This window comes from Streptomyces hyderabadensis (assembly GCF_020404845.1).
Classification (GTDB): domain Bacteria; phylum Actinomycetota; class Actinomycetes; order Streptomycetales; family Streptomycetaceae; genus Streptomyces; species Streptomyces hyderabadensis.
In genome coordinates this window covers 191,762-217,295 of the sequence record NZ_JAIOJZ010000004.1, presented here as the reverse complement: position 1 = coordinate 217,295, position 25,534 = coordinate 191,762, and the positions used below count along the sequence as shown (strand labels likewise).

Sequence of the window (25,534 nt, the reverse complement as noted above, 5' to 3'; positions counted from 1 at the left end):
CGCTCTTTCGTGTAATAGCACCGGCACGCTCCGTGAGGAAGGCTGGTCCATGCACATCGATGCCGGGCGCAGCCGTCCGGCATGACCGGGAGGGCAATTCCTTATGTCGGTAGGCGAAGAGGTCCGCACCGAGCAGACCAGGCCGCAGCAGAGCCTCGGCACGGCGGCCGCGCGGAACCTGGCCACCACCACCAAGTCCGTTCCTCAGATGCAGGAGATCAGCTCGCGCTGGCTGCTGCGCACGCTCCCCTGGATCGACGTCCAGGGCGGCACGTACCGGGTCAACCGGCGACTGACCTTCGCCGTCGGCGACGGTCGGGTGACGTTCGTGAAGACCGGCGACCGCGTCGAGGTCATCCCCGCGGAGCTGGGCGAGCTGCCGGCCCTGCGTTCGTACGAGGACGACGAGGTCCTGTCGGAACTCGCGCAGCGCTGTGAGCAGCGGGAGTTCGGCCCCGGTGAGGTCATCGCCTCGTTCGGCGGCCGGGCCGACGAGGTCTACCTGCTGGCGCACGGCAAGATCGAGAAGATCGGCACCGGCCCCTACGGCGACGACGCGGTGCTCGGCGTCCTCGCCGACGGCGCCTACTTCGGCGACCAGGCGCTCCTCGACGCGGACGCCATCTGGGAGTACACCGCCCGCACGGTCACCGCCTGCACGGTGCTGGTGCTGCCCCGCCAGGAGGTGGAGCAGGTCGCGGAGCGGGCGGACTCCCTGCGCGCGCACCTGGAACAGCAGCGCTCGATCCCGGAGCAGCGCACCAACAAGCACGGTGAGAAGGAGATCGACCTCGCGGCCGGCCACAGCGGTGAGCCGGACATCCCGCACACCTTCGTCGACTACGAGGCCCGGCCCCGTGAGTACGAACTGAGCGTCGCCCAGACCGTGCTGCGCATCCACTCGCGCGTGGCCGACCTGTACAACCAGCCGATGAACCAGACCGAGCAGCAGATCCGGCTGACGGTCGAGGCCCTGAAGGAGCGTCAGGAGCACGAACTCATCAACAACCGTGAGTTCGGCCTGCTGCACAACTGCGAGTACGACCAGCGCATCCAGCCGCACGACGGCGTGCCCGGTCCGGACGACCTCGACGAGCTGCTGAGCCGCCGGCGCGGCACCAAGCTGCTCCTCGCACACCCGCGCGCCATCGCCGCCATCGGCCGCGAGCTGAACAAGCGCGGTCTCGTCCCCGAGACGATCGACGTCGCCGGCAACCGCATCCCGACCTGGCGCGGTGTGCCCATCTACCCGTGCAACAAGATCCCGGTCACCGAGGCCCGTACGTCCTCGATCATCGCGATGCGTACCGGCGAGCAGGACCAGGGCGTCATCGGTCTGCGGGCCACCGGCATCCCGGACGAGATCGAGCCGAGCCTGTCGGTGCGCTTCATGGGCATCAACGAGCAGGCCGTCATCAAGTACCTGGTCACGGCCTACTACTCGGCGGCGGTCCTGGTGCCGGACGCGCTCGGCGTCCTGGAGAACGTCGAGATCGGCCGCTGGCGGTGACGTCACTGCCCCGAACGCCGTGTTCCCGCCCTCCCAGGCGGGTACACCCCCGGGGTACGGACGGGCCGAGGGGGAGGGTGAGTCCATGACGGAGACCCGGCGCGGCGGCACCGTGACGCGCCGTCCCACCGGAACGCCGGAAAGGCACGGGCCCATCGGCACACAGCGCGAGAAGGAACCGGGGGAGTCCACCGACGGGCAGGGACGTCCGGTGGCGGAAGGGCACGAGGCAGCCGTGCTCCTGAGTGAGTCACGGGCGTCGGTCGACCCCGAACTGCGGGCCGCCATCGCTTCACTGCCCGAGTCGATGCGCCGGATCGCGCTCTACCACTTCGGCTGGCAGCACGCGGACGGCACGCCCGCGGCGGGCAACGCGGGCAAGGCGATCCGCCCCGCCCTCGTCCTCACGGCGGCGACCGCGCTCGGCGGGCAGTCGGCCCGCGCGGCGGCCGGCCGGGCCGCCGCGGCGGTGGAGCTGGTCCACAACTTCACCCTGCTGCACGACGACGTGATGGACCGGGACACCACCCGCCGTCACCGGCCGACCGCGTGGACCGTGTTCGGCGACGCCGACGCGATCCTCGCCGGGGACGCCCTCCAGGCGCTCGCCCTGCGGCTGCTCGCCGCGGACCCGCACCCGGCGTCCGCGGCGGCGGCCACCCGGCTCGCCGACTGCGTCATGGAGCTGTGCGAGGGCCAGCACGCGGACACGGCCATGGAGCGGCGTCCGCCGGGCGAGGTCACGCTCGACGAGACGCTCGCCATGGCCGAGGCCAAGACGGGTGCCCTGCTGGGCTGCGCCTGTGCCCTCGGCGCGCTGTACGCGGGAGCGGCCGTGGAGGACGTCGAGGCGCTGGACGCCTTCGGCCGTGAGGCCGGGCTGGCCTTCCAGCTCATCGACGACGTCATCGGCATATGGGGCGACCCTCGCCACACCGGCAAGCCGGCCGGTGCGGACCTGGCCGCCCGCAAGAAGTCGCTGCCGGTGGTCGCCGCCCTCACCTCCGGTACCCCGGCCGCCGTCGAACTGGCCGAGCTGTACGCGGCACCGTACGACGAGGAGAAGGAGGATCTGGAGCGCACCGCCCTGGCCGTGGAGCGGGCCGGCGGCCGGGACTGGGCGCAGGCCCAGGCGGCCGACCGGATGGCGAGGGCCATGCAGGAGCTGGCCCGTGCCGTGCCCGAGCCGGAGGCGGCGGGCGGCCTGCTCGCGCTGGCCGAGTTCGTGACCCGGCGCAGCACCTGAGCCCGAGCGCCACCACGCAAGACCCCGGAGCCCGTGCAGGGCCGTACGGCACCTGACCGACGTACGGCCGCACCGCCGACGGCTCCGGTCCGGCGGGTCCCGCACTTCCCCACGGTGTGCGGGGCCCGCCTCTTTCGTCCCTCTGGGCCCGCGGCTCACCGGATAGGCTCAACCGCCGTACAAACGAACGGTGTTGAGTCGGTGGTGTCGAGTCGAAGGGGCGAGGCATGGGTGTGGTGATCCGGACGGCGGAGGAGGGCGACCGGGATCTGGTCGTCCGCTTGCTGGACGAGGCCTTCCAGGACGATCCGGTGAGCAGCTGGGTCTTCCCCGGCGAGGAGTACCGGCGCCGGACGCACCACCGGCTGATGGCCGCGTTCGCCGACGCCGTCTTCGCCGACGGCCGCATCGACCTCACCGAGGACGGCGCCGCGTGCGCGCTGTGGCTGTCCGTCCCGGCGGACGGGCAGGCGGCCGCCGAGCCGGCCGAGGACACCGAGGACGTTCCCGCGCGGATCCGCGAGGCCGTCGACCCGGAGAACGAGCGCGTGGAGCTGATAGCCCGGCTCACGGACGGCATCCACCCCACCGGCCGGGCGCACGAATACCTGTGGATGATCGGCGTGGTCCCCGGGCGGCAGGGCGAAGGGCTGGGCACCGCGCTGATCGAGAACGTCCTCGACCGCTGCGACCGTGAGGGACTGCCCGCCTATCTGGAGGCGAGCAGCGCCCGCGGCAAGGTGCTGTACGAGCGCCTCGGTTTCGAGTGCACGGCCCGGGTCCTGGACCTACCGGACGGCCCCCGGATGTGGCCGATGTGGCGAGAGCCGGCGACCCGGTGATCGCATAATCCCTGCCCGGACCACTACGTATGGAGTACTGTGATCGTAGTGGTCAAAGTGAAGGGGAGACCGGCTTGCGCAAACTCACGTACTTCATCGCCTGCTCGATCGACGGTTTCATCGGCGGTCCGGACGGCGACGCGTCGTTCATGTACCCGTTCGTCGACGAGGAGTTCCTGGAGTTCCTGAAGGCGGAGTACCCGGAGACGATGGCCACCCAGGGCCGCCGGGCGCTCGGTCTCGACGATCTGCCGAACAAACGGTTCGACACGATCGTGCAGGGGAGGGGCAGCTACGAGCTGGCTCTCAAGGAGGGCGTCACCAGCCCTTACGCGCATCTGCGCGAATACGTGGCCTCGCGCACGCTCACCGAGTCGCCCGACCCGAACGTCGAGATCGTCTCGACCGATCTGGTCGGCAGGGTGAGGAAGTTGAAGGCGGAGGACAGTGCCTTCGACATCTACCTGTGCGGCGGGTCGGCCGTCGCGGGTGAACTGGTCGACGAGGTCGACGAACTGGTGGTCAAGACCTATCCGGTGGTGCTCGGCACCGGCATGCCGATGTTCGCCTCCGGCTTCGCGGTCTCCGAGTTCGTGGCGGACGAGGTGCGGACCTTCGGCAACGGCGTCGTGGTGCGGACGTACCACCGCAAGCGCTGAGGCCGCGGGAACGCCGAAGGGGCCCGGCCGGGATGCGGCCGGGCCCCTTCGGGCTGTCCTGCGGCCTGCGATGGTGCACCGATCGCCGGCCCCGGGATGCTGACCTCCGTCAGGCCTTCTTGGTCGGTCTCCTAGTAGTGGGCCGGGTCGGTGACCTGCGGTGATGGTGGCCGCAGGTCGCTGACCTGGCCTTTTGGTGATGGGTGGCGATGGGGTGCGACTGTCTTGAGCGGGTGTTCTGCGGACTGTGTGCGGACCGATGTCGGCTCGGCATTGTCTCCGTGATCAAGGACTTGTCCTCGCTGTCGCCTCGCAGTCGCGTCGCACCCGATCATCCTGTCTGGGCCCGATCGTCCCTCACGTCGCCTACCGTTGTGCAGGTCAGCCCCAAGGGAGTGATCGGACGACAGTGACGGTCAGATGGCGGCAGCGAATGCGCTCGTCGAGCCAGTGGACGACTTTGGGTCCGTCCAGCACTTCCAGCAGCTCTCGGCAGCGTGCCACGCCACCTGTCAGCGGCTCCGCCACGATCAGGTGGTTGTCCACGGCCACCGGCCGATCACCTTGAATGAGAACCCCTGTTCCACGGGCGCCTCCTTTGGCCCCTTGCCCTGGCCGGGACGTACGGCGTATGACCACGAAGGGAGGATCGAGCAAGCGCCCACCGAAGCGGCGCTTGCGCTGTGGAAGCCCCGTCTCACCTTGGCCCGGCAGTTCCTTCGCCGTGAGATAGGGAACCACTGGTCCGTCGTGAGGGTCTCGGTTGTCGACGACAGGGCCGACTCCGACACGAAAATGGTCACCTATGACACGGTCGGAGGCGAGGGCGGACGACGGCCACCAAGCAACCGGGCCAGAGTGGCCCCTGGTTCTCCGTCGAGCGGAGAGGAGGAAGACATCAACGTCGGTGTAGTTGTCGAAGAGGCCGTGCGGGTGGATCTCCTCCAATTCCATCCGCTCGGCGATCCAGTCCCGCCAGGTTCGGTAGCGGCTGCCGCTGCGCAACACGTCGGGCAGGACGGCAAAGAGCCTTCCGCCCGAGGCCATCGCGGCTGTCGCCTGAGCGGTGAACGTCGCCGCCAAGGAGGTCCTGCCCGTCGACCATGTACAACCAGGGGGAGCCGCATCCGTTCCGTAGGGTGGGTTCAAGAGCAATCGCCCTGCGAATCCACGGGCATCGGACACTTCGCGCAACGCCTGCAGGCCGTCGCCGACCTGTACCCGAGGGAAGGCGGTGCGCCACCGGTGCTCCATGAGAGGAGCATCGGATCCGACAGCCCGGTGACGTTCTAGTAGCGCCAGGACCAGCCGCATGCGCGTCACGGACACGAAGGGATCGTGCAGGTCGTGGCCCCTGACCCGGCGGTTCCACAGCGTGAGCGTCTCCGCAGGCGTCGCCCCGAGTCGGAACTGTGCGGTACCGGCGAGGAGCAGATCCCCAGCGCCACAGGTGGGGTCCCAGATCACTGGCGTCCGCTCGGATGCCCCGTTGCGGGACAGCAGTTCCTCGTATGACTGCCGCACTCCGCCTGTGGTGAAGAAGGATCCGGTGGCGCGGCGATCGGCTCGGGAGACTATGCGGCGCAGTTCCCCCGACGCTTGGCCATTGAGGGCATGCGTCACGTCGTCCGCCACGCGTCGCCAGTGGCCCGCGGCCACATCGGTTACGAGCGTCTCAAGCTGACGTGCGTAGGAGCCGTAGGCCGTAATACTCATGTACTCCCCTCCTGTTGATCCGGAAGGGATGGCGTCCTGGATCAAGTGTCTGGAATGGCTGCGGTGTCATTCTGCAGCAGGACCACGGGCGTTGGGAACGGATCACCGAATCCCGTCGCCCTACGTCCTATCAGGCACTTCCTTCTGTCTGACGGTGTCGGGAGCCTTGCGCGGACCGGGGACGGGGAGTCGGCAGAGCGGGTTAGCCACGGCACCGCCGTCTACGAACGACCGGTGGGCTTCCAACGGCGGATCGAAGCGCAGCCCTGTCTCGACGCGCGTCACCGTCACGCTGCCCGCACAGGACCGGCCGGATTTGCGTCCCGCTGCCGGGAGGACTGCCAGGTGTCGGTCGGAGACGAGCTGCTTCTCCTCATGGCAGTGGACAGACAGCTGTGTGCATGCGATGTGGGCGTCCGGAGCCGCCAGCCGTACGCCCGCCATGATCTCCTGGTGCGGGTTGGCGGGGCGCAGGCCGCCTCGGATGGAGAAGATAACCAGTCGAGGAGTCACCAGTTCCGTCAGCTCTTTGGCGAAACTCCGCGGATCGGCCTTGCCCGGGAGTCCACCGTGATGGGGGAAGACCAGGACCGGCGCCGACAGTTGCTGGCCGTTCTGCTGGATGTGCTTGAGCGCTACCGCGTCCATGTCTGCCGCGAGCAGCACGGCGGGCTCCTCGTCCAGATGCACACGGACCACGATGGACACGGTATTGGTGTCCAGCTTGCCGAAGGCCGGGGAGGCCTCCGTCGGGCCGGTGCCGGCCATCAGGAAGCTGGGGTGGCAGACTTCGAGCCTAGCCCTGCCGCAGTACAGCGTCTGGGGCGTCTCCGTGTGCAGCATCTGGTGTCCGCCGAAGCCGCCACGCCTGTAGCGGGTGTAGACGGCTCGGATCAGTCGTTCCCAGATCTGGCTGTTCTTCTTCGCGTCCGGGTTGAACCAGGCGATTCCGACCGTTCGCAAAGGATCGAGCAGGATCTGCGGACCGCCACCGGCGTGATCTTTGTCCGAGTGCGAGATGATCAGGTGCTCGATGTGGTTGCATCGGACGCGATCGAGTTCGCGCTGGACAATGTCGCCGGGAGCCGCGTCAATGACGGCGCATGTCGAACCATCGCGCACCACGGCGGAATTGCCATGTCCCACATCCAGGACAGTGACCGCTAAGTCTGCTTCCAGTTGCTGGCCGAGCGGTGGCTCAGCGGGAGTCATCGGATCGGTCATGCGGTCAACCACTCCTGGGGCAGATCGGGAGCGAGGATGATGTTGCGATAGAAGAGGTCAGAGGCTTCCTTCGCGTAGCAGTTCACGTCAGCCTCAAGCCACCGACCCGGGAGCTCCTCCGGATGGAGGCCCGTCGCTTCCTCAATGGGCCGCAACGGCATCCAGACGGAAGAGTCGATCTTCCAACCGACCACGATGACCTTTGCCTTGGGTTCCTCTCCCCCAGGCCGGACTTCGAGGACTTCGATCGGAGTCGCGAAGGCTCGCCGCTCCCGGGCGAGATTTCCCGCCAGCTCATCCAGCGTGTACCGGAGCGCGTCGACGACCTCGTCCGAGGCGTCGCTTTTGTCGACGACGCTCGGGATGCCCTCCCGCCAGCGCAAAATCGCCCCGTTCTGCTCAGTGTTCACATGGCTGCTGATGAGTACAGCGGGCAACGGCCTCCCCGCGCGTCGGTTGGCCTTGCACACCAACTCCGCACCCGTGAAGCGGACGTTGCCACGCCCCGCAAGGATGTGGTCGCACACCACGGCGTCGTAGCGATCACCCAGGGAGGCGAGAAAGGCGTCGGCGTCCTGGCCCGGTGTGAACTCGGTGATCATCTCCGTGCGGAAGCCCGCGTCCTGAAGGGGAGGGACAACACTGATCGCGTCATTGACGTCGTCGTCGATGACCACGACCGACGATCCTTCCACCAACGGGCGTACATTCACCCGGCCTCACCCCCCAGCTCATGCCCTTTGGCCGCCAGCAATCTGCGCCGGAAGCCAGACCATGATACTCGCGCCGCCCAACTCGCCGCGCTCACGCGCCTCTTGAGTGCCCCCGAGGTCCGCGACGATGTCCCGGACGATCGTGAGCCCCAGCCCGGTCCCGTTGTCGCGTGTCGTCTTGCCCGGCAGCCAGATCGCCCTCAGTGAGATGTCCTTGATCCCGGGGCCCGAGTCATCGACGCAGAGACACAGCCGAGTTGAGTCTCCCTCCACATCGAAGCGTGTTCTGATCCGGATCACACGCTCGGGCCGGATGGCATCCGTGCGTGTGAAGGCGTGTGCGGCGTTCACGATCAGATTGGACAAGATCGACTCGATGTCGGCGATCGTGCTGCGGACTATCGCGCCTTCCGCGCCAAGATCGTATTCGACTTGGATTCCTCGCTCGTCGAGATAGCGGGAGAACAGCCGGACGATCGCCGGGCACTCCCGATCGAAGTCGACGTCGGTGATTTGCCGCTTGTTCTTAGTCAGGAGGGTCAACGGCAGCCGGGCGAAGGTCTCCAGAGTTCGGGCGCTGTCGATCGAGTTCTCGACCGACGAGTGGAATTTTTCCTTGTACTCGTCCTCTGAGACATGCTGTTTGACTCTGCGACTAACTGTCTTGACCTCGTTGATGATGCGGGCCGCCGGTTTCATCGCCTCGTGTGCGAAGACCGCAGTGCTGGTGCCGACCGTGGCCAGGGTGCGGTAGAGGAGGAGGTCTTCGCGGAGCGCTTCGATTTCCTGACGCTGTGAGTCGAATACCTCGGACGCTCGGTCGGTAAAGGACTCCAGTACGGCGGAATCAGCGACTCCGTCCAGTGTCGGAGTATCGGGGTCCTTCGGGTTGATGGCCTCCAGGAGGTTGCGGAACTGCTTCTCTGCTTCCTTGACCCGATTGCGCGCCTTCGGTGCCGCGCCGATGCGACGTTGTTCCCGCAGTTCGAGTCGCTGGTCCGCCGACCAATCCAGGGCTCGTTTGGCGAACTCCTGCAGCTCCAGGAAATGCAGGTTGTCTACGAAGCCGCTGCGGTCTGTCTTGGGCTGAAGAAGGTCGTCCGGGTCCACCACCCGAATCCGCCCCACAGAGTTGTTCGTGGACGGACGCACCTCGGGACTCGCTGCACGTCGCAAGTTGATGGCCAGCCAGTCGTTCCCTACGTCTCCGTAGGGCTGTACGCGCAGTTCCCGATGGTAGAGATGAATTCCGCCCACCTGCTTGAGCCACTTCCTGATCTCCTCTGTGGGCTGCTGCGCGAGTCGAACCTCCTTGGAGGCCCCGGGGTTGAGATTGAACATCCACATCTCGAACGTGGCCGGCGGAGCCGAGAATTGCAGAGGTGCGTCGCGGTCGCCACGCCCTTGGCGCTTCCTCCCCACATCATTGTGCCCCGCCGACTTAACGACTTCACCACGCCAGTTGTAGAGCGTCGCGGACGTCTGACCCTGCTCATCAAGCTCGGCCACAAGACGATACTCGACCCACTGGAGCAAAACTGTAGTGATCACCTTGGAGAGATTTTCGAACTCCGGAGAATCGCAGGTCACTCGGAACGCCGAACCATCGGCAAACGGGCCCGTCAGCATGAGCACCGAACGCGCCAGACGGTCGGCGTCCATCTGAGTGATTCCTTGGCGGAGCCCTGTGATCTCGACAGTCGTTCCTTTCTCTCCCGCGCACCTCCTGCTTTCGATTGCCAGCGGGACGTCTTCCACCGCATCGGACGCGTCGATGCGGTCCCAGTCAATGGTCAGCGCGTGCTCGGTGTCCAGCTGATCTTTGGAGCGTGTGCGTACGGTGACACGGGTGCCGAGGCGCAGAGCGGCAATTCTGCCCAGGCCCTTTTCACCCACTTTTCGCCGACCGCTAGGCGTGTGGGTGTCCGAGGATTTTCCGGACTTTCCTATGAGGAGAAAGCCATTGGCGAGCTGGTCCGCCGTCATGCCGTCGCCGTCGTCCGACACAATGAGTGTGCCGCCGGGCTGCTCGGCTTCGCTCATCCGCAGGTGGCAGAGCTTTGCGTCCGCATCGTAGGCGTTGCGGACGAGTTCCATGATGCCCAAGTCCGCGTGTGGGACCAGTTCTTCACCGAGCCGGGCGAGGATCTCCGGAGCGAAGCGGAGGTGGTGCTGCATCAAGGCGTTCCTCCCGTACAGCGCGGACCAAGGCACCGCCGCTCGATCGATCGGGCGGCCATCGGGAAATCGTAGCCGTCTCCTCCTCGGCGAACATGAGCTACAGGAAGCCACATGTTGCCGGGCAGCAAGTCAGCCTGTTGATCGGTTGTCGAACTCTGGGACGGTGAGAAGGCCCCCCAGCGACCGGCGCGAGAGGCCGGACATGGACGACTTGGAGATCTATGGTCGTTCATGCGGCCGATCTTGGTTGCCGAGGTTGAGCGATGAAGGCCCGCCCAGGCAACCGGTCGGGCCCACAGTTGGCCTCTATTGCCAGCCATCGAGGGAGACCTGCGGGCCTCCCTCGAGGTACTGGTGGAGGGCGCTTGAGGTGGTGTCCACGAAGTTCTCGGGGATTGCGTCGGCGTCGACCCAGCAGACCTGGGCGTGCTTGCGTGGTTCGCGGTTCTCGGGCTCACCGGTCCAGTCATGGGCGACGAAGGCGACGGTGAGGAAGCCGTTGGGTGCTTCGACGCCCCAGGCGCCGTGGATGATGTGGGCGACCTTGAGGGACTCGGGTTTCACGGCTAGGCCGGTCTCCTCGCACAGCTCGCGCACCGCGGTATCGATGATGGGCTCGCCGGGCTCACTCTTGCCGACGGGCAGATCCCACATGCCCTGGGCGAACTTGGCATTCTGGCTGCGCTGGAGGAGGACGACGCGGTTGGTGGCCTTGTCGTGGACGATGACGGCGGCGACCAGCAGGGTCATGGATTCGAGGGCGGGCGGCAGGGCTTTGGGCTGGTCGTCGGTTGTCCGCTGAGCCACGGCTTGTGTCCCTTCGTCGGCCGGTTGGTGGGCAGCTTAGGCCAGCGCTTCGCGTGCGCGGCGGGCGAGTTCGGCGGCTCCAGGCACGGCGACCTCGGCGGTGGTCAGATAACGCATGCATTCCCAATCGACTAGGTAGCAATTCGGTCTGCATAGGTTGTACTCGACGATCGTCGGTTAGCCAAATCGGGAAGCTCATGTTTCAATTAGGAAAGCAACGGTCGGGATGGAGGTTCGATGGCAGGCGACAAGGTCGACGGTGGTGAGGTGCCGCTGCTCTACAGCGAGGGCAACATCGCCGCGCGGGTGGCACTGGAGCGCGAAGTCAGGGGGTGGAGCACGATCGAGCTGGCGGATCGGGTGTCCAAGGCCGGCGTCAAGATGAACCAGACCGCGGTCTGGCGCATCGAGAACGGCACCCCGCGCCGCCGCATCAATGTCGACGAAGCCCTCGCCTTCGCTCGCGTCTTCGAGCTGCCCCTTGAAGAGCTGATGTCCCCGCCGCTGGAAGGGCTGGACCTCGACAGCAGACGGCTCGTCCAGGAGGCCGTCGAGGCGTACTACGAGACACGCGACGCCGAGGACCGCCTGCATCACGCCGTCGTCGGCATCGCCGAGCACATCCAGGCCCACCCCGACAGCTCTCGGGCCATCCACGAACAGTGCCTTCGCCTCATGGGCGAGGAGCGCGACGCCCGCGCCCTCACCGAGTACATCGAGGGCGGCGGCTACTACCGATAACCAACCCAAGGGAAAAGCCACTTGGCCAACATCCAAAAGCGCCCCAACGGCAAATGGCGGGCCCGCTACCGCGACCTCGACGGCAAGGAGCACGCCCGCCACTTTGACCGCAAGCTCGACGCCCAGCGCTGGCTCGACGAGGTCACGGCCAGCATTGTGACGGGCCAGTACGTCGATCCGCGCGCCGGACGGATAACGTTCGAGAAGTACGCGAAGAAGTGGGAGGAGTCGCTCATCGCCAGCGAGGCGGGCGAGCGCATCACCGACAACGCGTTGCGGCTCCACCTGGTCCCGGCGCTCGGCTCCCGAGCCATGGCGGCGATACGCCGCAACGACCTTCAAGTGCTCTTCAAGAGCCTGTCTGAGCAGCTCGGCCCCGGCAGCGTGCGAAACGTTTACGACGTCCTCGTGCGCCTGATGACCGCGGCCGTGGAGGACAAGGTAATCGCCTCCAGTCCGTGCCGTCGGATCACCCTCCCGCCCATGCCGGACGAGGAGGTCACCCCGCCCACGGTGGCGCAGGTCGAAGCGATGGCCCGAGTGATGCCGCCGTACATTGGCGCGGCGATCGTCACGCTCGCCGGATCGGGTTTGCGAATAGGCGAGTTGCTGGGTCTCAAGGTGTCGGACATCGACTTCAAGATCGGCACCATCCGCGTCGAGCGCCAGCGCCTCCAGTCCGGGAAGATCGGCCCGCCGAAGACCGCTAAGTCCCGGCGCACGGTCCCGGTTGGCGAGGTCGTCACCGACGCGCTCCTGGCGCACCTCGCCGCACACCCCTCCCAGGAGTGGCTTTTCACCATGGAGGAGGGCGAGCCCCTCAACTACCGCCGCTGGAAGACGGAGTGGAACTGCGCCCGCAGGACGCTCCAAGCAGCGGAGAACGAGGCGGCCCAGCGCGAGGGCCGCAAGCCCGTCGAACTCCCGCACATGGTGACCCACGACCTGCGCCACTTCTTCGCCTCCGCCCTCATCGCCGGCGGAGCGAGCGTCAAGCAGGTCCAGCTGGTCCTCGGCCACGCATCCGCCGTCATCACGCTGCGGATCTACGCCCACCTGTGGCCGGGCGAAGAAGACCGCACACGAACTGTCATGGACGCAGTTCTCGGCGGTATACGCAGCCGGTGGGGAGAGGGAGACCAGAGCACCAAGAAAACCGCAATCCAGAGGGCGTGACTTGAGTCCTACCCTTCTTCGTCTCGTAGCGGATCGGGGCGGGGATGACCTGGAGGAAGCTGATGGCCCGGATCTTCTCCGACGGCCTGCCTTGCGGAACGGTTGGCGCACTCTTTGACGTCTCAGCAGAGGATCTTGGAAGTCCGGCATGTCCGTCACCTTGTGGGCGCTACGGTGCTTGCCTACGCAGCGGAGATAAGCACGGAGGGGGCGCTTCACGTGTCGGACACCAGGCGCAGGGTGATGTGGGCGATCGCCGCGCTCTGCGGAGTGACCGGAGTTGGTTTGGTGCTGGTCGCGACGCTCGTGGATCTGGACAGCGCGGATCGAACGGCGAGCGTCGTTGGAGCTGTTGTCGCATTGGTGGGCCTCGCGCTGAGTGCATACACCTTGCTTCAGGCGCCCGCTAACGTCGGCAGTGCCGCGCGGGCGTACGGGCGGGGCGCGATAGCGGCAAGTGGCAGCATCTCGGGAAACGCCATCGGTGCTCGCAGCAAGGCTAGTGCCACTGCCGCGCCCGTCGCTCCTGTCACACCCCAAACGAATCCGGTCACTCCTGCCCCGCAAATCGAGTCGCGCGGCGAAGGGGCAGTGGCTGCGGGAGGGGACATAAACGGCAACGCCATCGGTGATGACAGTGAGGTGCGATGAATCCATCCCCATGGCGACGGAGGCCGACCCGCGGGGTGAGCAATTTGCCCCAAATCTCGGATGCTCCGGCGGCCAGCGATACGCGGATATCCGCTGAAGCTGATCTGGCGCAGGTCAGTGTGCGGGGCGATGGCGCACTTGGCGCTGGCCGGGATATCAAGGGCAACGCCCTTGGCGACGGCAGCGCCGTTACTTACATAGAGCACCTGATCGTACAGGAATCTGCACCCTGGCGTCAGCCTTCCTGGCCAGTGCTGATTGGCGTCGTCCCGGCTCAGGCAGGGTATTACCAGCACCGCCCACTGGCTGGGGAGCTCGCCGAGGGATTTGAAGGGAGCAGAACGGGACGGTGCCAAGTCATCACTGGCACAGGAGGGGTAGGCAAGACTCAGCTGGCCGCCGAGTACGCGCGTACCGCTTTTCCTTCCATAGGCAATCTGCCCAGCGCAGACGATGATAGAGCCCGGCCGCGCAATGGATCGGAGTCGAGGGCCGTCGAAATGCTGCTGTGGGTTAATGCGACCAGCCCGCAAGCAGTCACCGAAGCGTACGTCGCGGCTGCACAAGTAGTGGTTCCCGGTGGCGTAGCAGGGCTGGATGCGAACGAGGCTGCACAGCAGTTCTTGGCTTGGTTGGGTACTACGACCCGGCAGTGGCTGATAGTGCTGGACGACGTAATAGCACCTGGCACGCTCGCCGGGCTGTGGCCACCGGAGGTTTCGGCGGGCCACGTTTTGGTAACCACGCGCAGTCGGGATGCCGCCTGGAGCACCGAGACTCGCATGCTTTTGCAAGTCGGTATGTTCACACCCGACCAGTCCGCTGCGTACCTACACCAGGCCCTTGTCCGCCCAGGACGCCCCGAGCGCACTGACAGCGATACTGAGATCGCCGCTCTGGCCTCCGACTTGGGGCACCTTCCGCTGGCTCTTGCACAAGCAGCCGCATACCTAGTTGATACAGGTCGCGGTATTTCCAGATACCGTGTCCTGCTGTCTGACCGTGCCCGCCTCCTGTCCCACCTTGTCCCTGAGATCGGTGGGCTCCCTGATGCCCAGACTCGAACGGTCAATGCTGTTTGGGATATCTCCCTTGCGCTTGCTGACACTTGCCGGCCGGTTGGTCTGGCGAGGCCGATGATGGAACTTGCCGCATTATTGGATGGCAACGCTGTTCCTGAGCAGGTGCTAACCGCTTCCGCAGCTCGCTCCTTTCTCGAATTGCGCCGTACTTCTAATGTTGCGGGGATGTTCAAAGAGGCGGATGTGTCCGAGGCAAGCGTGGTGGACGACGTGGATGCCGAGGACGCTCTTCGCATCTTGCATCGACTGAACCTGCTGGATAATGACTTGAGTAGCGGTACCGTTCGCATCCATCAGTTGATCCAGCGGGCCATCCGTGAAAACGAAGACACTCGCACACATCTCCGTGACCTGGTCTCTGCTAGCGCTGGTGCCTTGATGGAGGTTTGGCCAGATCTCGAACGTGACACCATGTTCGCCTTGCTATTGCGGGCTAGCGCCGACGTGCTGATAAGTCGTAGTGACGGTTATCTGTGGCAAGCCGGAGCTCATGCTGTGCTATTCCGTGTTGGCCGAAGTCGAGGGGAAGCAGGTGAAATGCGGGGCGCGGTCGAGTATTTCGAGCGCTTGGCTAGCGATGCTCACACCAAATTGGGTGTCGACCATCCTGACACGCTTGCCGCCCGCCATGAAACCGCATACTGGCGAGGGCAGGCTGGCGACATAGCGGAGGCGCTTGCCGCCTTTGAGCGATTGCTGACCGACCAGCTTCGTGTACAGGGACCCGACCACGCTCACACACTCACTACCCGCAATGAAGTCGCCTACTGGCGAGGGAAGATGGGGGATGTGACGGGTGCTATCGCCGCAACAGAGGAACTGTTGGTCGACCAGGTGCGAGTGCTTGGGGCTGACCATCCTCGAACCTTCGCCAGCCGCGGCAATGCCGCTGGCTGGCGGGGGGAGGCGGGGGATGTGGCGGGTGCTGTTGCTGCTTACGAGGATCTTCTCGCCGATCGGCTGCGGGTACTTGGCCCTGATCACCCGGACACCCTTGCAACGCGCAACGAGCTTGCTCACTGGCGGGGGGAGGCGGGGGATGTGGCGGGTGCTGTTGCTGCTTACGAGGATCTTCTCGCCGATCGGCTGCGCGTACTTGGCCCTGACCACCTAGCCACGCTTGTCACTCGCAACAACCTTGCTGCGATGCGGGGGTACGCTGGTGACGCGTCAGGGGCGGTTTCAGCGTTCGGAGATTTGCTCACAGCATGTGAGCGTGTGCTGGGGCCCGACCATCCCCGTACCCTCACCACCCGTGGAAATCTCGCGTTCTGGCGAGCCGAGATGGGTGACATTGTGGGTTCCCGCAGTGCATATGCGGATCTCTTGCGTGATCGGTTGCGGGTGCTTGGCCCAGACCATCTGGACACCCTTGCTTCCCGTAGCGATCTTGCTGCGGCCCAGGGGGAAACGGGAGACACTGCTGGTGCCGTGTCCTCCTACGAGCAGTTGCTGGCTGATCGGCTGAGGGTGCTTGGCCCCGACCATCCGGACACACTTGCCACACGCAGTAATCTTGCCGGCTGGCGGGGTGAGGCAGGGGACCTGCAGGGCGCTATTGCGGCCACTGAGGAACTTTTGGCCGATCAGTTGCGCGTTCTCGGTCCCGATCACCCGGATATCCTCGCGACCCGCAACAACCTTGCTGGGAGGCGAGGGCAAGCGGGGGATGTTGCTGCTGCCATCGTCGCGTACAAGGAGCTGCTTGGCGATCAGATCCGAGTCCTCGGGGCTGATCACCCGAGCACTCTTGCAACCCGCGGCAATCTCGCTGGTTTCCAGGGGGAGGCCGGGGACGTGCCAGGGGCACGCATCGCACAAACGGATCTTCTCGCTGACCGACTCCGGCTTCTCGGCCCTGACCACCCAGACACGCTGACCACCCGCCACAACTTGGCTGCATTGCAAGGCCAGGCTGGGGATGCGGCAGGTGCTGTCATCGCTTACCAGGCGTTGCTGTCCGACATGTTTCGCATCCTAGGACCGCGTCATCCTGTGACTTTCGAGGCGTTTTGTCAGATGCAGTACTGGAAGAGTCAGGCGGCAGCAGACCCTCAGTAGATTTGAGGGCTCGACCAAGGTAGATGTGGACGGCCTTGAGTGGGCTGCTTGGCTAGCGGGGAGACCGAGGCTCTCCACGCAGGGTGTTGCGGCTGTTGGACGCGTCTCACGGCATGCCGTCAGGAGACAGAAGATCGCCTATCGCCAAGTGACGGTGCATGGCTGAATGTTGCTGCTACACCTCGCCGGGCATGGAGAACACGGACACGCAGCAGTGCGGGGCTCGCGAGCGCCTCCAACTGTCACAGCGCCTATGTGGAGGTGCGGCCCGCTTCTCCGTCAAGGGCATGTGTCAAGCAGGTCCAGCTGGTCCTCGGCCACGCGTCCGCCGTCATCACACTGCGGATCTACGCGCACCTCTGGCCGGGCGAAGAAGACCGCACCCGGACCGTCATGGACGCCGTTCTTGGCGGCCTGCGGACCGGGTGCGGACTCCGAGACACTGCAACCAAGGAAATCGCAGGTCAGAGGGCATGATCAAAGATCAAGCCTTCTTGGTCTCCCAGAAGATCTTGTCGATCTGGGCGATGTAGTCCAGGGCCTTCTGGCCGGTCGCCGGGTCCTTCGAGCCCTTGGCGGCCGAGAGGGCCTTCAGGGTGTCGTTGACCAGCTGGTGCAGCTCCGGGTACTTCTCGAAGTGCGGGGGCTTGAAGTAGTCGCTCCACAGCACGGAGACGTGGTGCTTCGCCAGCTCGGCGCGCTGCTCCTTGATGACCGTGGCGCGCGTCTGGAAGTGCGGGTCGTCGTTGCCGGCCATCTTCTCCTGGACGGCCTTCACCGACTCCGCCTCGATGCGGGCCTGGGCCGGGTCGTACACGCCGCAGGGCAGGTCGCAGTGGGCGCTGACCGTGACCTTGGGGGCAAACAGGCGGGAAAGCATGAAGCGTTCCTTCCTCGTGATCGTCTTCTCAGGGGGGACATTACTCCCTGGGAGGCCCGATTTCGCGAGTGCCCCCGTGGGCTTAGGACAAAAGTCCGGGGTGAGACTGAGACTGGTGGAGGAAAGACCGGGGAGGTGCCGGGTGATGCCGGAGCAACTGTCGCAGGAGACCGAGCGCGCCAGAGGGGCGTTGCCCTTCGGGCCGGCCGAGGTGACCGGGCCGTCCATGGTGCCCACGCTGCACCACGGTGACGTGCTGCTCGTGCACTGGGGGGCGAGGGTCCGGCCGGGTGACGTGATCGTCCTGCGGCACCCCTTCCAGCAGGACCTGCTCGTGGTCAAGCGGGCGGCCGAACGGCGCGGGACCGGCTGGTGGGTGCTCGGGGACAACGCGTTCGCGGGCGGGGACAGCACCGACTACGGGGTGGTCCCGGAGGACCTCGTGCTGGGCAGGGTCCGGTTCCGGTACCGCCCGCCGCGCTCCGGTCAGCGTTCGCCGCTGGCCGTGGTCCGCTGGGCGCTGTCGGCGGTCAGGCCGGTGCTGGCCGACCGGTCCGCCTCCAGGCGCTTGCGGGCGCGGTAGGCCGCCACGTTGGCGCGGGTGGCGCAGCGGTCGGAGCAGTAGCGCCGGGAGCGGTTGGTGGAGGTGTCCAGGTAGGCGTTGCGGCAGGGGGCCGCCTCGCACAGGCCGAGCCGGTCCACGCCGTACTCGGTGAGGTGGAAGGCCAGGCCCATCGCCGCGATGGCCGCGAAACCGGCGGTCGCGTTGGAGGGGTGGTCCGCCAGGTGCATGTGCCACAGCGGGCTGCCGTCCTCCGCCCGGTGGTCGTGGCCGGAGATCTGCGGGCTCACCGGGAACTCCAGGAGCAGTGAGTTCAGCAGGTCCACGGCGAGGGTCTCGTCGCCGCCGTCGGCCGCCTCGAAGACCGCGCGCAGCCGCCCCCGGACCGAGCGGAACCGCGTCACGTCGGCGTCGGAGGCGCGGCGGGCCGCCGACTGGTTGGCGCCGAACAGCTCACGGACGGCCTCCACCGAGGTCAGGGAGTCCTGCCCGCGCGACGGTTCCTCGGTGTTGACGAGACGTACGGCGTAATCCGAGTAATAGGCCAGTTCCACTTGTAGTCCTTACGAAGGGGCTCTAGGGTCGTGCCTGCGGTCAGGTAACAGCTGATCGTGCTTCCAGGGTATTACGCGACGCAGACGGAGGGGCTCGATGACGAACGCGGACGCCACCACGGCCACCACGGCCAGCACCCCGGCCACCCCGGCCACCGCGGCCGGTGCCGACTGGCAGGCCTGGCAGCAGAGCTGGGACCGGCAGCAGGAGTGGTACATGCCGGACCGCGAGGAACGGTTCCGGATCATGCTCGACATGGTCGAGGCGCTCGTCGGCCCCGCGCCACGCGTGCTCGACCTGGCCTGCGGCACCGGCACCATCACGGCCCGCCTGCTCGACCGGTTCCCGGAGGCCACCAGCACCGGCGTGGACCTCGACCCCGCGCTCCTCGCCATCGCCGAGGGCACCTTCGCGGGCGACGAGCGGGTCTCCTTCGTCACCGCCGACCTCAAGGACCCCGACTGGCCGTCGAAGCTGCCGTACGACGCGTACGACGCCGTGCTGACCGCGACGGCCCTGCACTGGTTCCACGCCGAACCCCTCGCGGATCTCTACGGGCGGGTCGCGGGGCTGGTCCGCGACGGTGGTGTCTTCATGAACGCGGACCACATGATCGACGACACGACGCCCCGGATCAACGCGGCCGAGCGCGCCCAGCGGCACGCCCGGATGGACGCCGCCAAGGACGAGGGCGCCCTGGACTGGTCGGAGTGGTGGCAGCTCGCCGCCAAGGATCCGGTGCTCGCCGCACCCACCGCCCGCCGCTTCGAGATCTACGGCGAGCACGCCGACGGCGAAATGCCCTCGGCGGCCTGGCACGCGCGCGTACTGCGCGAGAAGGGCTTCGGCGAGGCCCGGCCGGTGTGGTGCTCGCCCTCGGACACCCTGCTGCTGGCGGTCAAGTAGGACCACACGCCGAAGGGGCGGTACGGAGATCCGTACCGCCCCCGGCCTCGGCCCGCGCAGTCTCAGAGGACCTTGGACAGGAACGCCTTCGTCCGGTCGTGCTGCGGGTCGGTCAGGACGTCACGCGGGTTGCCCGACTCGACCACCACGCCGTTGTCCATGAAGACCAGGCTGTCGCCGACCTCGCGGGCGAAACCCATCTCGTGGGTGACGACGACCATCGTCATGCCGGACTCGGCCAGGTCGCGCATGACGTCCAGGACGTCGCCGACCAGTTCGGGGTCGAGCGCCGAGGTCGGCTCGTCGAACAGCATCAGCTTCGGGTCCATCGCCAGGGCCCGCGCGATGGCGACGCGCTGCTGCTGGCCGCCGGAGAGCTGCGAGGGGTAGTTGCCGGCCTTGTCGCCCAGGCCCACGCGCTCAAGCAGCGCCCGGGCGCGGTCCCGGGCCTGGGACCTGCTCATGCCCTTGACCTGGACCGGCGCCTCCATGACGTTCTCCACGGCCGTCATGTGCGGGAACAGGTTGAAGCGCTGGAAGACCATGCCGATGTCGCGGCGCTTGACGGCGACCTCGCTGTCCTTCAGCTCGTAGAGCTTGTCACCCTTCTGGCGGTAGCCGACCAGCTCGCCGTCGACGTACAGACGTCCGGCGTTGATCTTCTCGAGGTGGTTGATACACCTGAGGAAGGTGGACTTGCCGGAGCCGGAGGGGCCGATGAGGCAGAACACCTCGCCCTGCTTCACCTCCAGGTCGATGCCCTTGAGGACCTCGACGGCACCGAAGGACTTGTGCACGCCCTCGGCCTTGACCATGGCGGTCATGCCGCACCTCCCGTCGTGCTGGAGCGGTTCGACAGGGAGAACAGGTTCGCCCTGATCTTCTGCAGCGGGGTCGGCGGCAGACTGCGGCTGGAGCCGCGGGCGTAGTGGCGCTCCAGGTAGTACTGGCCGACGCTGAAGACCGAGGTCAGCAGCAGGTACCAGGCCGCCGCCAGGAACAGCATCTCGGCCGGGGCGCCGGATGTCTGGCCGATGTCCTGGGCCACCCGGAACAACTCGGCGTACTGGACGACCGACACCAGCGAGGTCGTCTTCAGCATGTTGATGACCTCGTTGCCCGTCGGCGGCACGATCACGCGCATCGCCTGCGGGACCACGATCCGGCGCAGCGTCTTGGAGTGGCTCATGCCCAGCGCGTGCGCCGCCTCCGTCTGGCCCTCGTCGACCGCGAGCAGACCGGCGCGGCAGATCTCCGCCATGTACGCCGCCTCGTTGAGGCCGAGACCCAGCAGCGCCGTCAGGAACGGCGTCATGAAGTCCGACCACTCGTCGCGGTAGAACGGCCCGAGGTTGATGTACTCGAAGACCAGGCCGAGGTTGAACCAGACGACCAGCTGCACCAGGACCGGCGTGCCGCGGAAGAACCAGATGTAGAACCACGCGATGGACGAGGTCACCGGGTTCTTCGACAGCCGCATCACGGCGAGCAGGATGCCGCCGACGATGCCGATCAGCATCGCGAGCACGGTGATCAGCAGCGTCTTGCCCATGCCGGTCAGGACGCGGTCGTCGAAGAAGTAGTCCGGGATCGCACCCCAGTTGATCTTGCCCTGGGAGAACGCGTAGACGACCGCGGCCAGCAGCGCGATCGCGACCACCGCGGAGACGTACCGCCCGTAGTGCCGCACCGGGATGGCCTTGATGGCCTCCGGAGGGGTCGGCGGGGTGCCGGACGGGCCGCCCGCCGTCTTGTCGATGTCAACAGTCACGGATGTTGCCTTTCAGCGCCCGCCGCGCGGTCACTTGCCGCCGTTGACGGTGGCCTGGGTGACGGCGCCTTCCGCCACGCCCCACTTGTCCATGATCTTCTTGTACTCGCCGTTCGCGATCACCGCGTCCAGCGCCGCCTTGAGGGCGTCGCGCAGCTGCGTGTTGTCCTTGGCCACCGCGATGCCGTACGGGGCGGCCTCGACCTGCTCGCCGACGAGCTGGAAGTCCTTGCCGCCGCCGGAGGTCTTCACCGCGTAGGCGGCCACCGGGAAGTCGGAGGAGCCGGCGTCCGCGCCGCCCGCGCGCAGGCGGGTCTGGGCCTGCTGGTCGTTGTCGAAGGCCTCCATGGAGATCTTCTTGCCGGCCGGGCACTTCTCGTTCTCGGCCTTGGCCAGGTCCTCCGAGACCGTGCCGCGCTGGAGCACGAGCTTCTTGCCGCACAGGTCGGACCAGGTCTTGATGCCCTGGTCGTCGCCCTTCTTGGTGTAGATCGAGACGCCGGCGGTGAAGTAGTCGACGAAGTCGACGCCCTGGCCGACCTTCTTGCCGGTGTCGGAGTCGATGCCCTCCTGGCGGTCCTTGGTGTCGGTCATCGCGGACATGGCGATGTCGTACCGCTTGGAGCGCAGGCCGGTGATCAGGGTGTCGAAGGTGCCGTTCTCGAACTCGAACTTCACCCCGAGCTGCTTGCCCAGCGCGTCCGCGAGATCGGGGTCGATACCGACGGTCTTGCCCGAGTCATCCTTGAATTCGACGGGTGCGTACGCGATGTCGGAGCCGACCTTGATGGTGCCCTTGTCGCGAATCGACTGCGGCAGCTTGTCGGCCAGCGGAGCGCCGCTCGCGGACTGGGTGTCGCTGCTGCCGGAGTCGCTGCTCTCGGTCTGGTCGCCGCATCCGGTGAGCAGCAGGGCGCCTGCGACCGCGATCGCACCGACCGCTGCTAGCCGGGAGTGCGCGGCGGTCGTACGACGGGTGGAGCGTGCGGTCATGGTGGTTCCTCCGGCGGATGAGGGATTGCCGATGGGGACGGTGGAGTTCCGGTGGGACGAGACGCCGGCCGGGGACCGGCCGGCGCCGTGGGTCGACGAGAGCACACACCTTCGAGTGCCGCGACCTCGTGTGATTACGGCATCTTGCCATTCGGACTCGGCCGTTCAGGGGGGCCGTCATGTCAAAATCGGATAACGGGTCGCCTCCCGAACCGCACCAGGTCGGTACATCACGACCGAACCTTTGCGGGAATCTGCCCTTCCGGCCGGAAGATCTGCGGAATTTCTCCTTATCCCGCCATGGATGACAGATGGACCGGGCCGTTGAAGGTGGCGAGTGCGGGTCTGTCAAGAGGTGGCGGGAGGTTGTCCAAAACCCTGGCTATGAGCCATGTCACCGACATGCGGCGTTCGGGGTCCGGCATGTGAGCTTGCGCTTATCGGACTCGTCGCGGGAGGCGTCCGTCGGGTAAGAAGGTTCTTTACACCCCTCATCAGGGGCTCAGGGCGCGTGTGCGGCGCGCCCGTCGCGCAGGGGCCCGCGTGGCCCAGACGGTCATCTCCCTGTGCGGTGCCCGCCCATTCCTCACCAGGAGTGGACAAACCCTCAAACCATGAACTCTTAAGGGGTAAGACAAAGTGGCAGCGGAGATCGTCAATCCTCGCAGCGACAGCGAAGCCGGTGCGGAGCAGGAGGCGGGCGCCGAGCCGCTCGACTCCTTCGACCCCGCGTTCGCGCTGCACCGCGGCGGCAAGATGGCCGTGCAGGCCACCGTGCCGGTCCGCGACAAGGACGACCTGTCCCTGGCGTACACGCCCGGCGTCGCGAAAGTGTGCAGCGCGATCGCCGAGCAGCCCGACCTCGTCCACGACTACACCTGGAAGTCGTCGGTCGTCGCGGTCGTGACGGACGGTACGGCGGTGCTGGGACTCGGTGACATCGGGCCCGAGGCCTCCCTCCCGGTGATGGAGGGCAAGGCCATCCTCTTCAAGCAGTTCGGCGGAGTGGACGCGGTCCCGATCGCCCTGAACTGCACGGACGCAGGCGAGATCGTCGAGACCGTGGTCCGGCTCGCTCCCTCGTTCGGCGGCGTGAACCTGGAGGACATCTCGGCACCGCGGTGCTTCGAGATCGAGCGCAAGCTCCAGGAGCGCCTGGACATCCCGGTCTTCCACGACGACCAGCACGGCACGGCCGTGGTGACGCTGGCGGCGCTGCGGAACGCGGCGCGGCTGAGCGGGCGGACGCTGGGCGAGCTGCGGGCGGTGATCTCGGGCGCGGGCGCGGCCGGTGTCGCCATCGCCAAGATGCTGGTGGAGGCCGGCATCGGGGACGTCGCGGTCGCCGACCGCAAGGGTGTCGTCTCGGCCGACCGGGACGATCTGACGCCGGTGAAGCAGGAGCTGGCCTCCTTCACCAACAAGGCCGGGCTGTCCGGCCCCCTGGAGACCGCCCTCGCGGGTGCGGACGTCTTCATCGGCGTCTCCGGGGGTACGGTGCCGGAGCCGGCGGTGGCGTCGATGGCCGAGGGTGCGTTCGTCTTCGCGATGGCCAACCCGAACCCCGAGGTGCATCCGGAGGTCGCCCACAAGTACGCGGCGGTCGTCGCGACGGGGCGGTCGGACTTCCCGAACCAGATCAACAACGTGCTGGCGTTCCCGGGCATCTTCGCGGGCGCGCTGCAGGTGCGGGCGTCGCGGATCACCGAGGGCATGAAGCTCGCGGCGGCCGAGGCGCTGGCCTCCGTGGTGGGGGACGACCTTGCCGCCGACTACGTCATTCCGTCGCCGTTCGACGAGCGGGTCGCGCCGGCCGTCACGGCGGCGGTGGCTGCGGCGGCCCGGGCGGAGGGGGTTGCGCGCCGGTGACGGTGTGACGCCTTCGGTGTGATCGCTGCGGGGGTGATTCCTGCGGGGTGTTTCCTGCGGTGTGATTCTTGCGGTGTGGTGAGTGGCCTCGTCCTTGGTGGGCGGGGCCCTTGCCGTTTTTGGGTGCGGGTGCGGGTGCGGGTGCGTTGGGGCTGGGCGAGGTGGGGGCGCTGGCCGGCGCTGGGCGGGTGCCGCTGCGCCCACCCGTGCCGCCCCAGCGGCACGACTGCCCGCAGCTGGGGGCGCGACTGCCCGCAGTTGGGGGGCGCAAGAGGGGGTGTGTCACATGGGGGTGTGGTTCCGGATGGGGGGCTTGGAACCTATCGTCAAGGTCATGTTCGCTGTCTACGCCGCCCGAATCGACCGCGACCAGCCGTTGGCCGGCCTGGAGTTGGGAGAGCTTCCGGCTCCCGAGGCCCGGCCGGGCTGGAGTGTCGTCGATGTCAGGGCCGCCTCCCTCAATCATCACGACCTGTGGTCCCTGCGCGGCGTCGGCCTCCCCGAGGACCGGCTGCCGATGATCCTCGGCTGCGACGCCGCCGGGATCGACGCCGACGGCAACGAGGTCGTCCTGCACTCCGTGATCGGGCAGACCGGCCACGGGGTCGGCCCCAAGGAGCCCCGTTCCATCCTCACCGAGCGCTACCCGGGGACGTTCGCCGAGCAGGTCGCCGTGCCGACCTGGAACATCCTGCCCAAGCCCAGGGAACTCTCCTTCGAGGAGGCCGCCTGTCTGCCGACCGCCTGGCTGACGGCTTACCGGATGCTCTTCACCAACGCCGGGGTGCGTCCCGGTGACTCGGTGCTGGTGCAGGGCGCCGGCGGCGGGGTCGCCACGGCGGCGATCGTGCTGGGCAAGGCGGCGGGGCTGCGGGTCTTCGCGACCAGCCGGGACGAGGCCAAGCGGAAGCGGGCCCTGGAGCTGGGTGCGGTGGAGGCCGTGGAGAGCGGTGCGCGGCTGCCGCAGCGGGTGGACGCCGTGATCGAGACCGTGGGTGCCGCCACCTGGTCGCACTCGATCAAGTCGCTCAGGCCGGGCGGCACGCTGGTCATCTCCGGTGCCACCAGCGGCGACCGGCCCTCCCACGCCGAACTGACCCGGATCTTCTTCCTGGAGCTGAAGGTCGTCGGCTCCACGATGGGCTCCAAGGACGAACTGGAGGACCTGCTGTCCTTCTGTGCCGCCACCGGGGTGCGGCCCGTCCTCGACGAGGTGCTCCCGATGGACCGGGCCCGTGAGGGGTTCGAGCGGATGGCCTCCGGGGGGCAGTTCGGCAAGATCGTGCTCACCAATTCCTGAACTTCTCACGCGCTCCCTCGTGTGCGGCGGGTCCGGTTCTCCGGGCCCGCCGTTCGCGTTCACCGTCCCCGCCCTCATTTGTCAACCAG

General features: G+C 67.0%; 21 protein-coding genes and 1 pseudogene. 12 read left to right on the top strand and 10 right to left on the bottom strand.

Annotated features, from left to right (window positions below; translation table 11 throughout):
* Positions 1–103: 103 nt before the first annotated feature.
* The 4 genes from K7854_RS05765 to K7854_RS05750 all read left to right on the top strand — a co-directional run bounded on the left by K7854_RS05765 (position 104) and on the right by K7854_RS05750 (position 4,257).
* Positions 104–1,510, top strand: a complete 1,407-nt coding sequence (locus K7854_RS05765; protein WP_226025251.1) for a family 2B encapsulin nanocompartment shell protein — start codon at positions 104–106, stop codon at positions 1,508–1,510.
* An 85-nt stretch (positions 1,511–1,595) separates the two neighbouring features.
* The gene (locus K7854_RS05760) at positions 1,596–2,756 is read left to right on the top strand and encodes a family 2 encapsulin nanocompartment cargo protein polyprenyl transferase (RefSeq protein WP_226025250.1); all 1,161 of its coding nucleotides are present in this window, start codon (positions 1,596–1,598) and stop codon (positions 2,754–2,756) included.
* A 227-nt stretch (positions 2,757–2,983) separates the two neighbouring features.
* Positions 2,984–3,598: a GNAT family N-acetyltransferase gene (locus K7854_RS05755; RefSeq protein WP_226025249.1), complete on the top strand. Its 615-nt coding sequence runs from the start codon at positions 2,984–2,986 to the stop codon at positions 3,596–3,598.
* A gap of 74 nt (positions 3,599–3,672) precedes the next feature.
* Complete coding sequence (locus K7854_RS05750) at positions 3,673–4,257, top strand: dihydrofolate reductase family protein (protein WP_226025248.1); 585 nt, start codon at positions 3,673–3,675, stop codon at positions 4,255–4,257.
* A 381-nt stretch (positions 4,258–4,638) separates the two neighbouring features.
* On the opposite strand, the gene K7854_RS05745 is transcribed toward K7854_RS05750, so the two are convergent.
* The 5 genes from K7854_RS05745 to K7854_RS05725 all read right to left on the bottom strand — a co-directional run bounded on the left by K7854_RS05745 (position 4,639) and on the right by K7854_RS05725 (position 10,898).
* Positions 4,639–5,973 carry a DNA methyltransferase family protein gene (locus K7854_RS05745; protein ID WP_226025247.1) on the bottom strand — a complete coding sequence of 445 codons (1,335 nt, stop codon included), beginning with the start codon at positions 5,971–5,973 and terminating at the stop codon, positions 4,639–4,641.
* Between the two features lie 120 nt (positions 5,974–6,093).
* Positions 6,094–7,197, bottom strand: coding sequence for a ComEC/Rec2 family competence protein (locus tag K7854_RS05740; protein ID WP_226025246.1), 1,104 nt, complete (start codon positions 7,195–7,197; stop codon positions 6,094–6,096).
* A complete protein-coding gene (locus K7854_RS05735; RefSeq protein WP_226025245.1) occupies positions 7,194–7,874 on the bottom strand; it encodes a response regulator in 681 nt (226 codons plus the stop codon). Before K7854_RS05735 ends, K7854_RS05740 begins: the two co-directional genes overlap by 4 nt.
* A gap of 54 nt (positions 7,875–7,928) precedes the next feature.
* Positions 7,929–10,088, bottom strand: a complete 2,160-nt coding sequence (locus tag K7854_RS05730; RefSeq protein WP_226025244.1) for a sensor histidine kinase — start codon at positions 10,086–10,088, stop codon at positions 7,929–7,931.
* A 309-nt stretch (positions 10,089–10,397) separates the two neighbouring features.
* Positions 10,398–10,898: an NUDIX domain-containing protein gene (locus K7854_RS05725; RefSeq protein WP_226025243.1), complete on the bottom strand. Its 501-nt coding sequence runs from the start codon at positions 10,896–10,898 to the stop codon at positions 10,398–10,400.
* A gap of 237 nt (positions 10,899–11,135) precedes the next feature.
* Here K7854_RS05725 and K7854_RS05720 point away from each other — a divergent pair, with 237 nt between their 5' ends.
* From K7854_RS05720 to K7854_RS05705, 4 genes and pseudogenes are all read left to right on the top strand, one after another.
* Positions 11,136–11,639: a helix-turn-helix domain-containing protein gene (locus K7854_RS05720; RefSeq protein WP_226025242.1), complete on the top strand. Its 504-nt coding sequence runs from the start codon at positions 11,136–11,138 to the stop codon at positions 11,637–11,639.
* A gap of 21 nt (positions 11,640–11,660) precedes the next feature.
* A complete protein-coding gene (locus tag K7854_RS05715; protein ID WP_226025241.1) occupies positions 11,661–12,815 on the top strand; it encodes a tyrosine-type recombinase/integrase in 1,155 nt (384 codons plus the stop codon).
* Between the two features lie 686 nt (positions 12,816–13,501).
* Positions 13,502–16,609 (top strand): tetratricopeptide repeat protein, encoded by a 3,108-nt coding sequence (locus K7854_RS05710; RefSeq protein WP_226025240.1) that lies wholly within the window; start codon positions 13,502–13,504, stop codon positions 16,607–16,609.
* Positions 16,610–16,894: 285 nt separating this feature from the next.
* A pseudogene (locus K7854_RS05705) lies at positions 16,895–17,086 on the top strand (tyrosine-type recombinase/integrase); the annotation flags it as partial.
* 7 nt (positions 17,087–17,093) lie between these two features.
* Here the strand turns inward: K7854_RS05705 and sodN are convergent.
* The gene (sodN, locus tag K7854_RS05700) at positions 17,094–17,489 is read right to left on the bottom strand and encodes a superoxide dismutase, Ni (protein ID WP_003973716.1); all 396 of its coding nucleotides are present in this window, start codon (positions 17,487–17,489) and stop codon (positions 17,094–17,096) included.
* A gap of 145 nt (positions 17,490–17,634) precedes the next feature.
* Between sodN and sodX the strand changes: the two genes are divergently transcribed.
* Positions 17,635–18,072 (top strand): nickel-type superoxide dismutase maturation protease, encoded by a 438-nt coding sequence (gene sodX / locus K7854_RS05695; protein WP_226025239.1) that lies wholly within the window; start codon positions 17,635–17,637, stop codon positions 18,070–18,072.
* Here the strand turns inward: sodX and K7854_RS05690 are convergent.
* The gene (locus K7854_RS05690) at positions 17,976–18,605 is read right to left on the bottom strand and encodes a CGNR zinc finger domain-containing protein (RefSeq protein ID WP_052840746.1); all 630 of its coding nucleotides are present in this window, start codon (positions 18,603–18,605) and stop codon (positions 17,976–17,978) included. The two genes, sodX and K7854_RS05690, sit on opposite strands and share 97 nt — an antisense overlap.
* A 97-nt stretch (positions 18,606–18,702) precedes the next feature.
* On the opposite strand from K7854_RS05690, the gene K7854_RS05685 reads away from it, so the two are divergent.
* Positions 18,703–19,512, top strand: a complete 810-nt coding sequence (locus K7854_RS05685; protein WP_226025238.1) for a class I SAM-dependent methyltransferase — start codon at positions 18,703–18,705, stop codon at positions 19,510–19,512.
* Between the two features lie 62 nt (positions 19,513–19,574).
* Here the strand turns inward: K7854_RS05685 and K7854_RS05680 are convergent, their stop codons facing one another.
* Genes K7854_RS05680 through K7854_RS05670 form a run of 3 tightly spaced genes read right to left on the bottom strand, consistent with a single transcriptional unit; the run spans position 19,575 to position 22,276 of the window.
* A complete protein-coding gene (locus K7854_RS05680; RefSeq protein ID WP_308112526.1) occupies positions 19,575–20,336 on the bottom strand; it encodes an amino acid ABC transporter ATP-binding protein in 762 nt (253 codons plus the stop codon).
* A complete protein-coding gene (locus K7854_RS05675) occupies positions 20,333–21,283 on the bottom strand; it encodes an amino acid ABC transporter permease (RefSeq protein ID WP_226025237.1) in 951 nt (316 codons plus the stop codon). Before K7854_RS05675 ends, K7854_RS05680 begins: the two co-directional genes overlap by 4 nt.
* A gap of 30 nt (positions 21,284–21,313) precedes the next feature.
* Positions 21,314–22,276, bottom strand: coding sequence for an ABC transporter substrate-binding protein (locus K7854_RS05670; RefSeq protein WP_226025236.1), 963 nt, complete (start codon positions 22,274–22,276; stop codon positions 21,314–21,316).
* 639 nt (positions 22,277–22,915) lie between these two features.
* Here K7854_RS05670 and K7854_RS05665 point away from each other — a divergent pair.
* Positions 22,916–24,145: an NAD(P)-dependent malic enzyme gene (locus K7854_RS05665; protein ID WP_226025235.1), complete on the top strand. Its 1,230-nt coding sequence runs from the start codon at positions 22,916–22,918 to the stop codon at positions 24,143–24,145.
* Positions 24,146–24,479: 334 nt separating this feature from the next.
* Positions 24,480–25,445, top strand: a complete 966-nt coding sequence (locus K7854_RS05660) for a zinc-binding dehydrogenase (protein WP_226025234.1) — start codon at positions 24,480–24,482, stop codon at positions 25,443–25,445.
* Positions 25,446–25,534 lie beyond the last annotated feature (89 nt).

Coding starts and splice junctions, on each gene's coding strand:
- K7854_RS05765 (WP_226025251.1), top strand. CDS start 104: ATGTCGGTAGGCGAAGAGGTCCGCACCGAGCAGACCAGGCCGCAGCAG.
- K7854_RS05760 (WP_226025250.1), top strand. CDS start 1,596: ATGACGGAGACCCGGCGCGGCGGCACCGTGACGCGCCGTCCCACCGGA.
- K7854_RS05755 (WP_226025249.1), top strand. CDS start 2,984: ATGGGTGTGGTGATCCGGACGGCGGAGGAGGGCGACCGGGATCTGGTC.
- K7854_RS05745 (WP_226025247.1), bottom strand. CDS start 5,973: ATGAGTATTACGGCCTACGGCTCCTACGCACGTCAGCTTGAGACGCTC.
- K7854_RS05740 (WP_226025246.1), bottom strand. CDS start 7,197: ATGACCGATCCGATGACTCCCGCTGAGCCACCGCTCGGCCAGCAACTG.
- K7854_RS05730 (WP_226025244.1), bottom strand. CDS start 10,088: ATGCAGCACCACCTCCGCTTCGCTCCGGAGATCCTCGCCCGGCTCGGT.
- K7854_RS05720 (WP_226025242.1), top strand. CDS start 11,136: ATGGCAGGCGACAAGGTCGACGGTGGTGAGGTGCCGCTGCTCTACAGC.
- sodN (WP_003973716.1), bottom strand. CDS start 17,489: ATGCTTTCCCGCCTGTTTGCCCCCAAGGTCACGGTCAGCGCCCACTGC.
- sodX (WP_226025239.1), top strand. CDS start 17,635: ATGCCGGAGCAACTGTCGCAGGAGACCGAGCGCGCCAGAGGGGCGTTG.
- K7854_RS05685 (WP_226025238.1), top strand. CDS start 18,703: ATGACGAACGCGGACGCCACCACGGCCACCACGGCCAGCACCCCGGCC.
- K7854_RS05680 (WP_308112526.1), bottom strand. CDS start 20,336: ATGACCGCCATGGTCAAGGCCGAGGGCGTGCACAAGTCCTTCGGTGCC.
- K7854_RS05670 (WP_226025236.1), bottom strand. CDS start 22,276: ATGACCGCACGCTCCACCCGTCGTACGACCGCCGCGCACTCCCGGCTA.
- K7854_RS05660 (WP_226025234.1), top strand. CDS start 24,480: ATGTTCGCTGTCTACGCCGCCCGAATCGACCGCGACCAGCCGTTGGCC.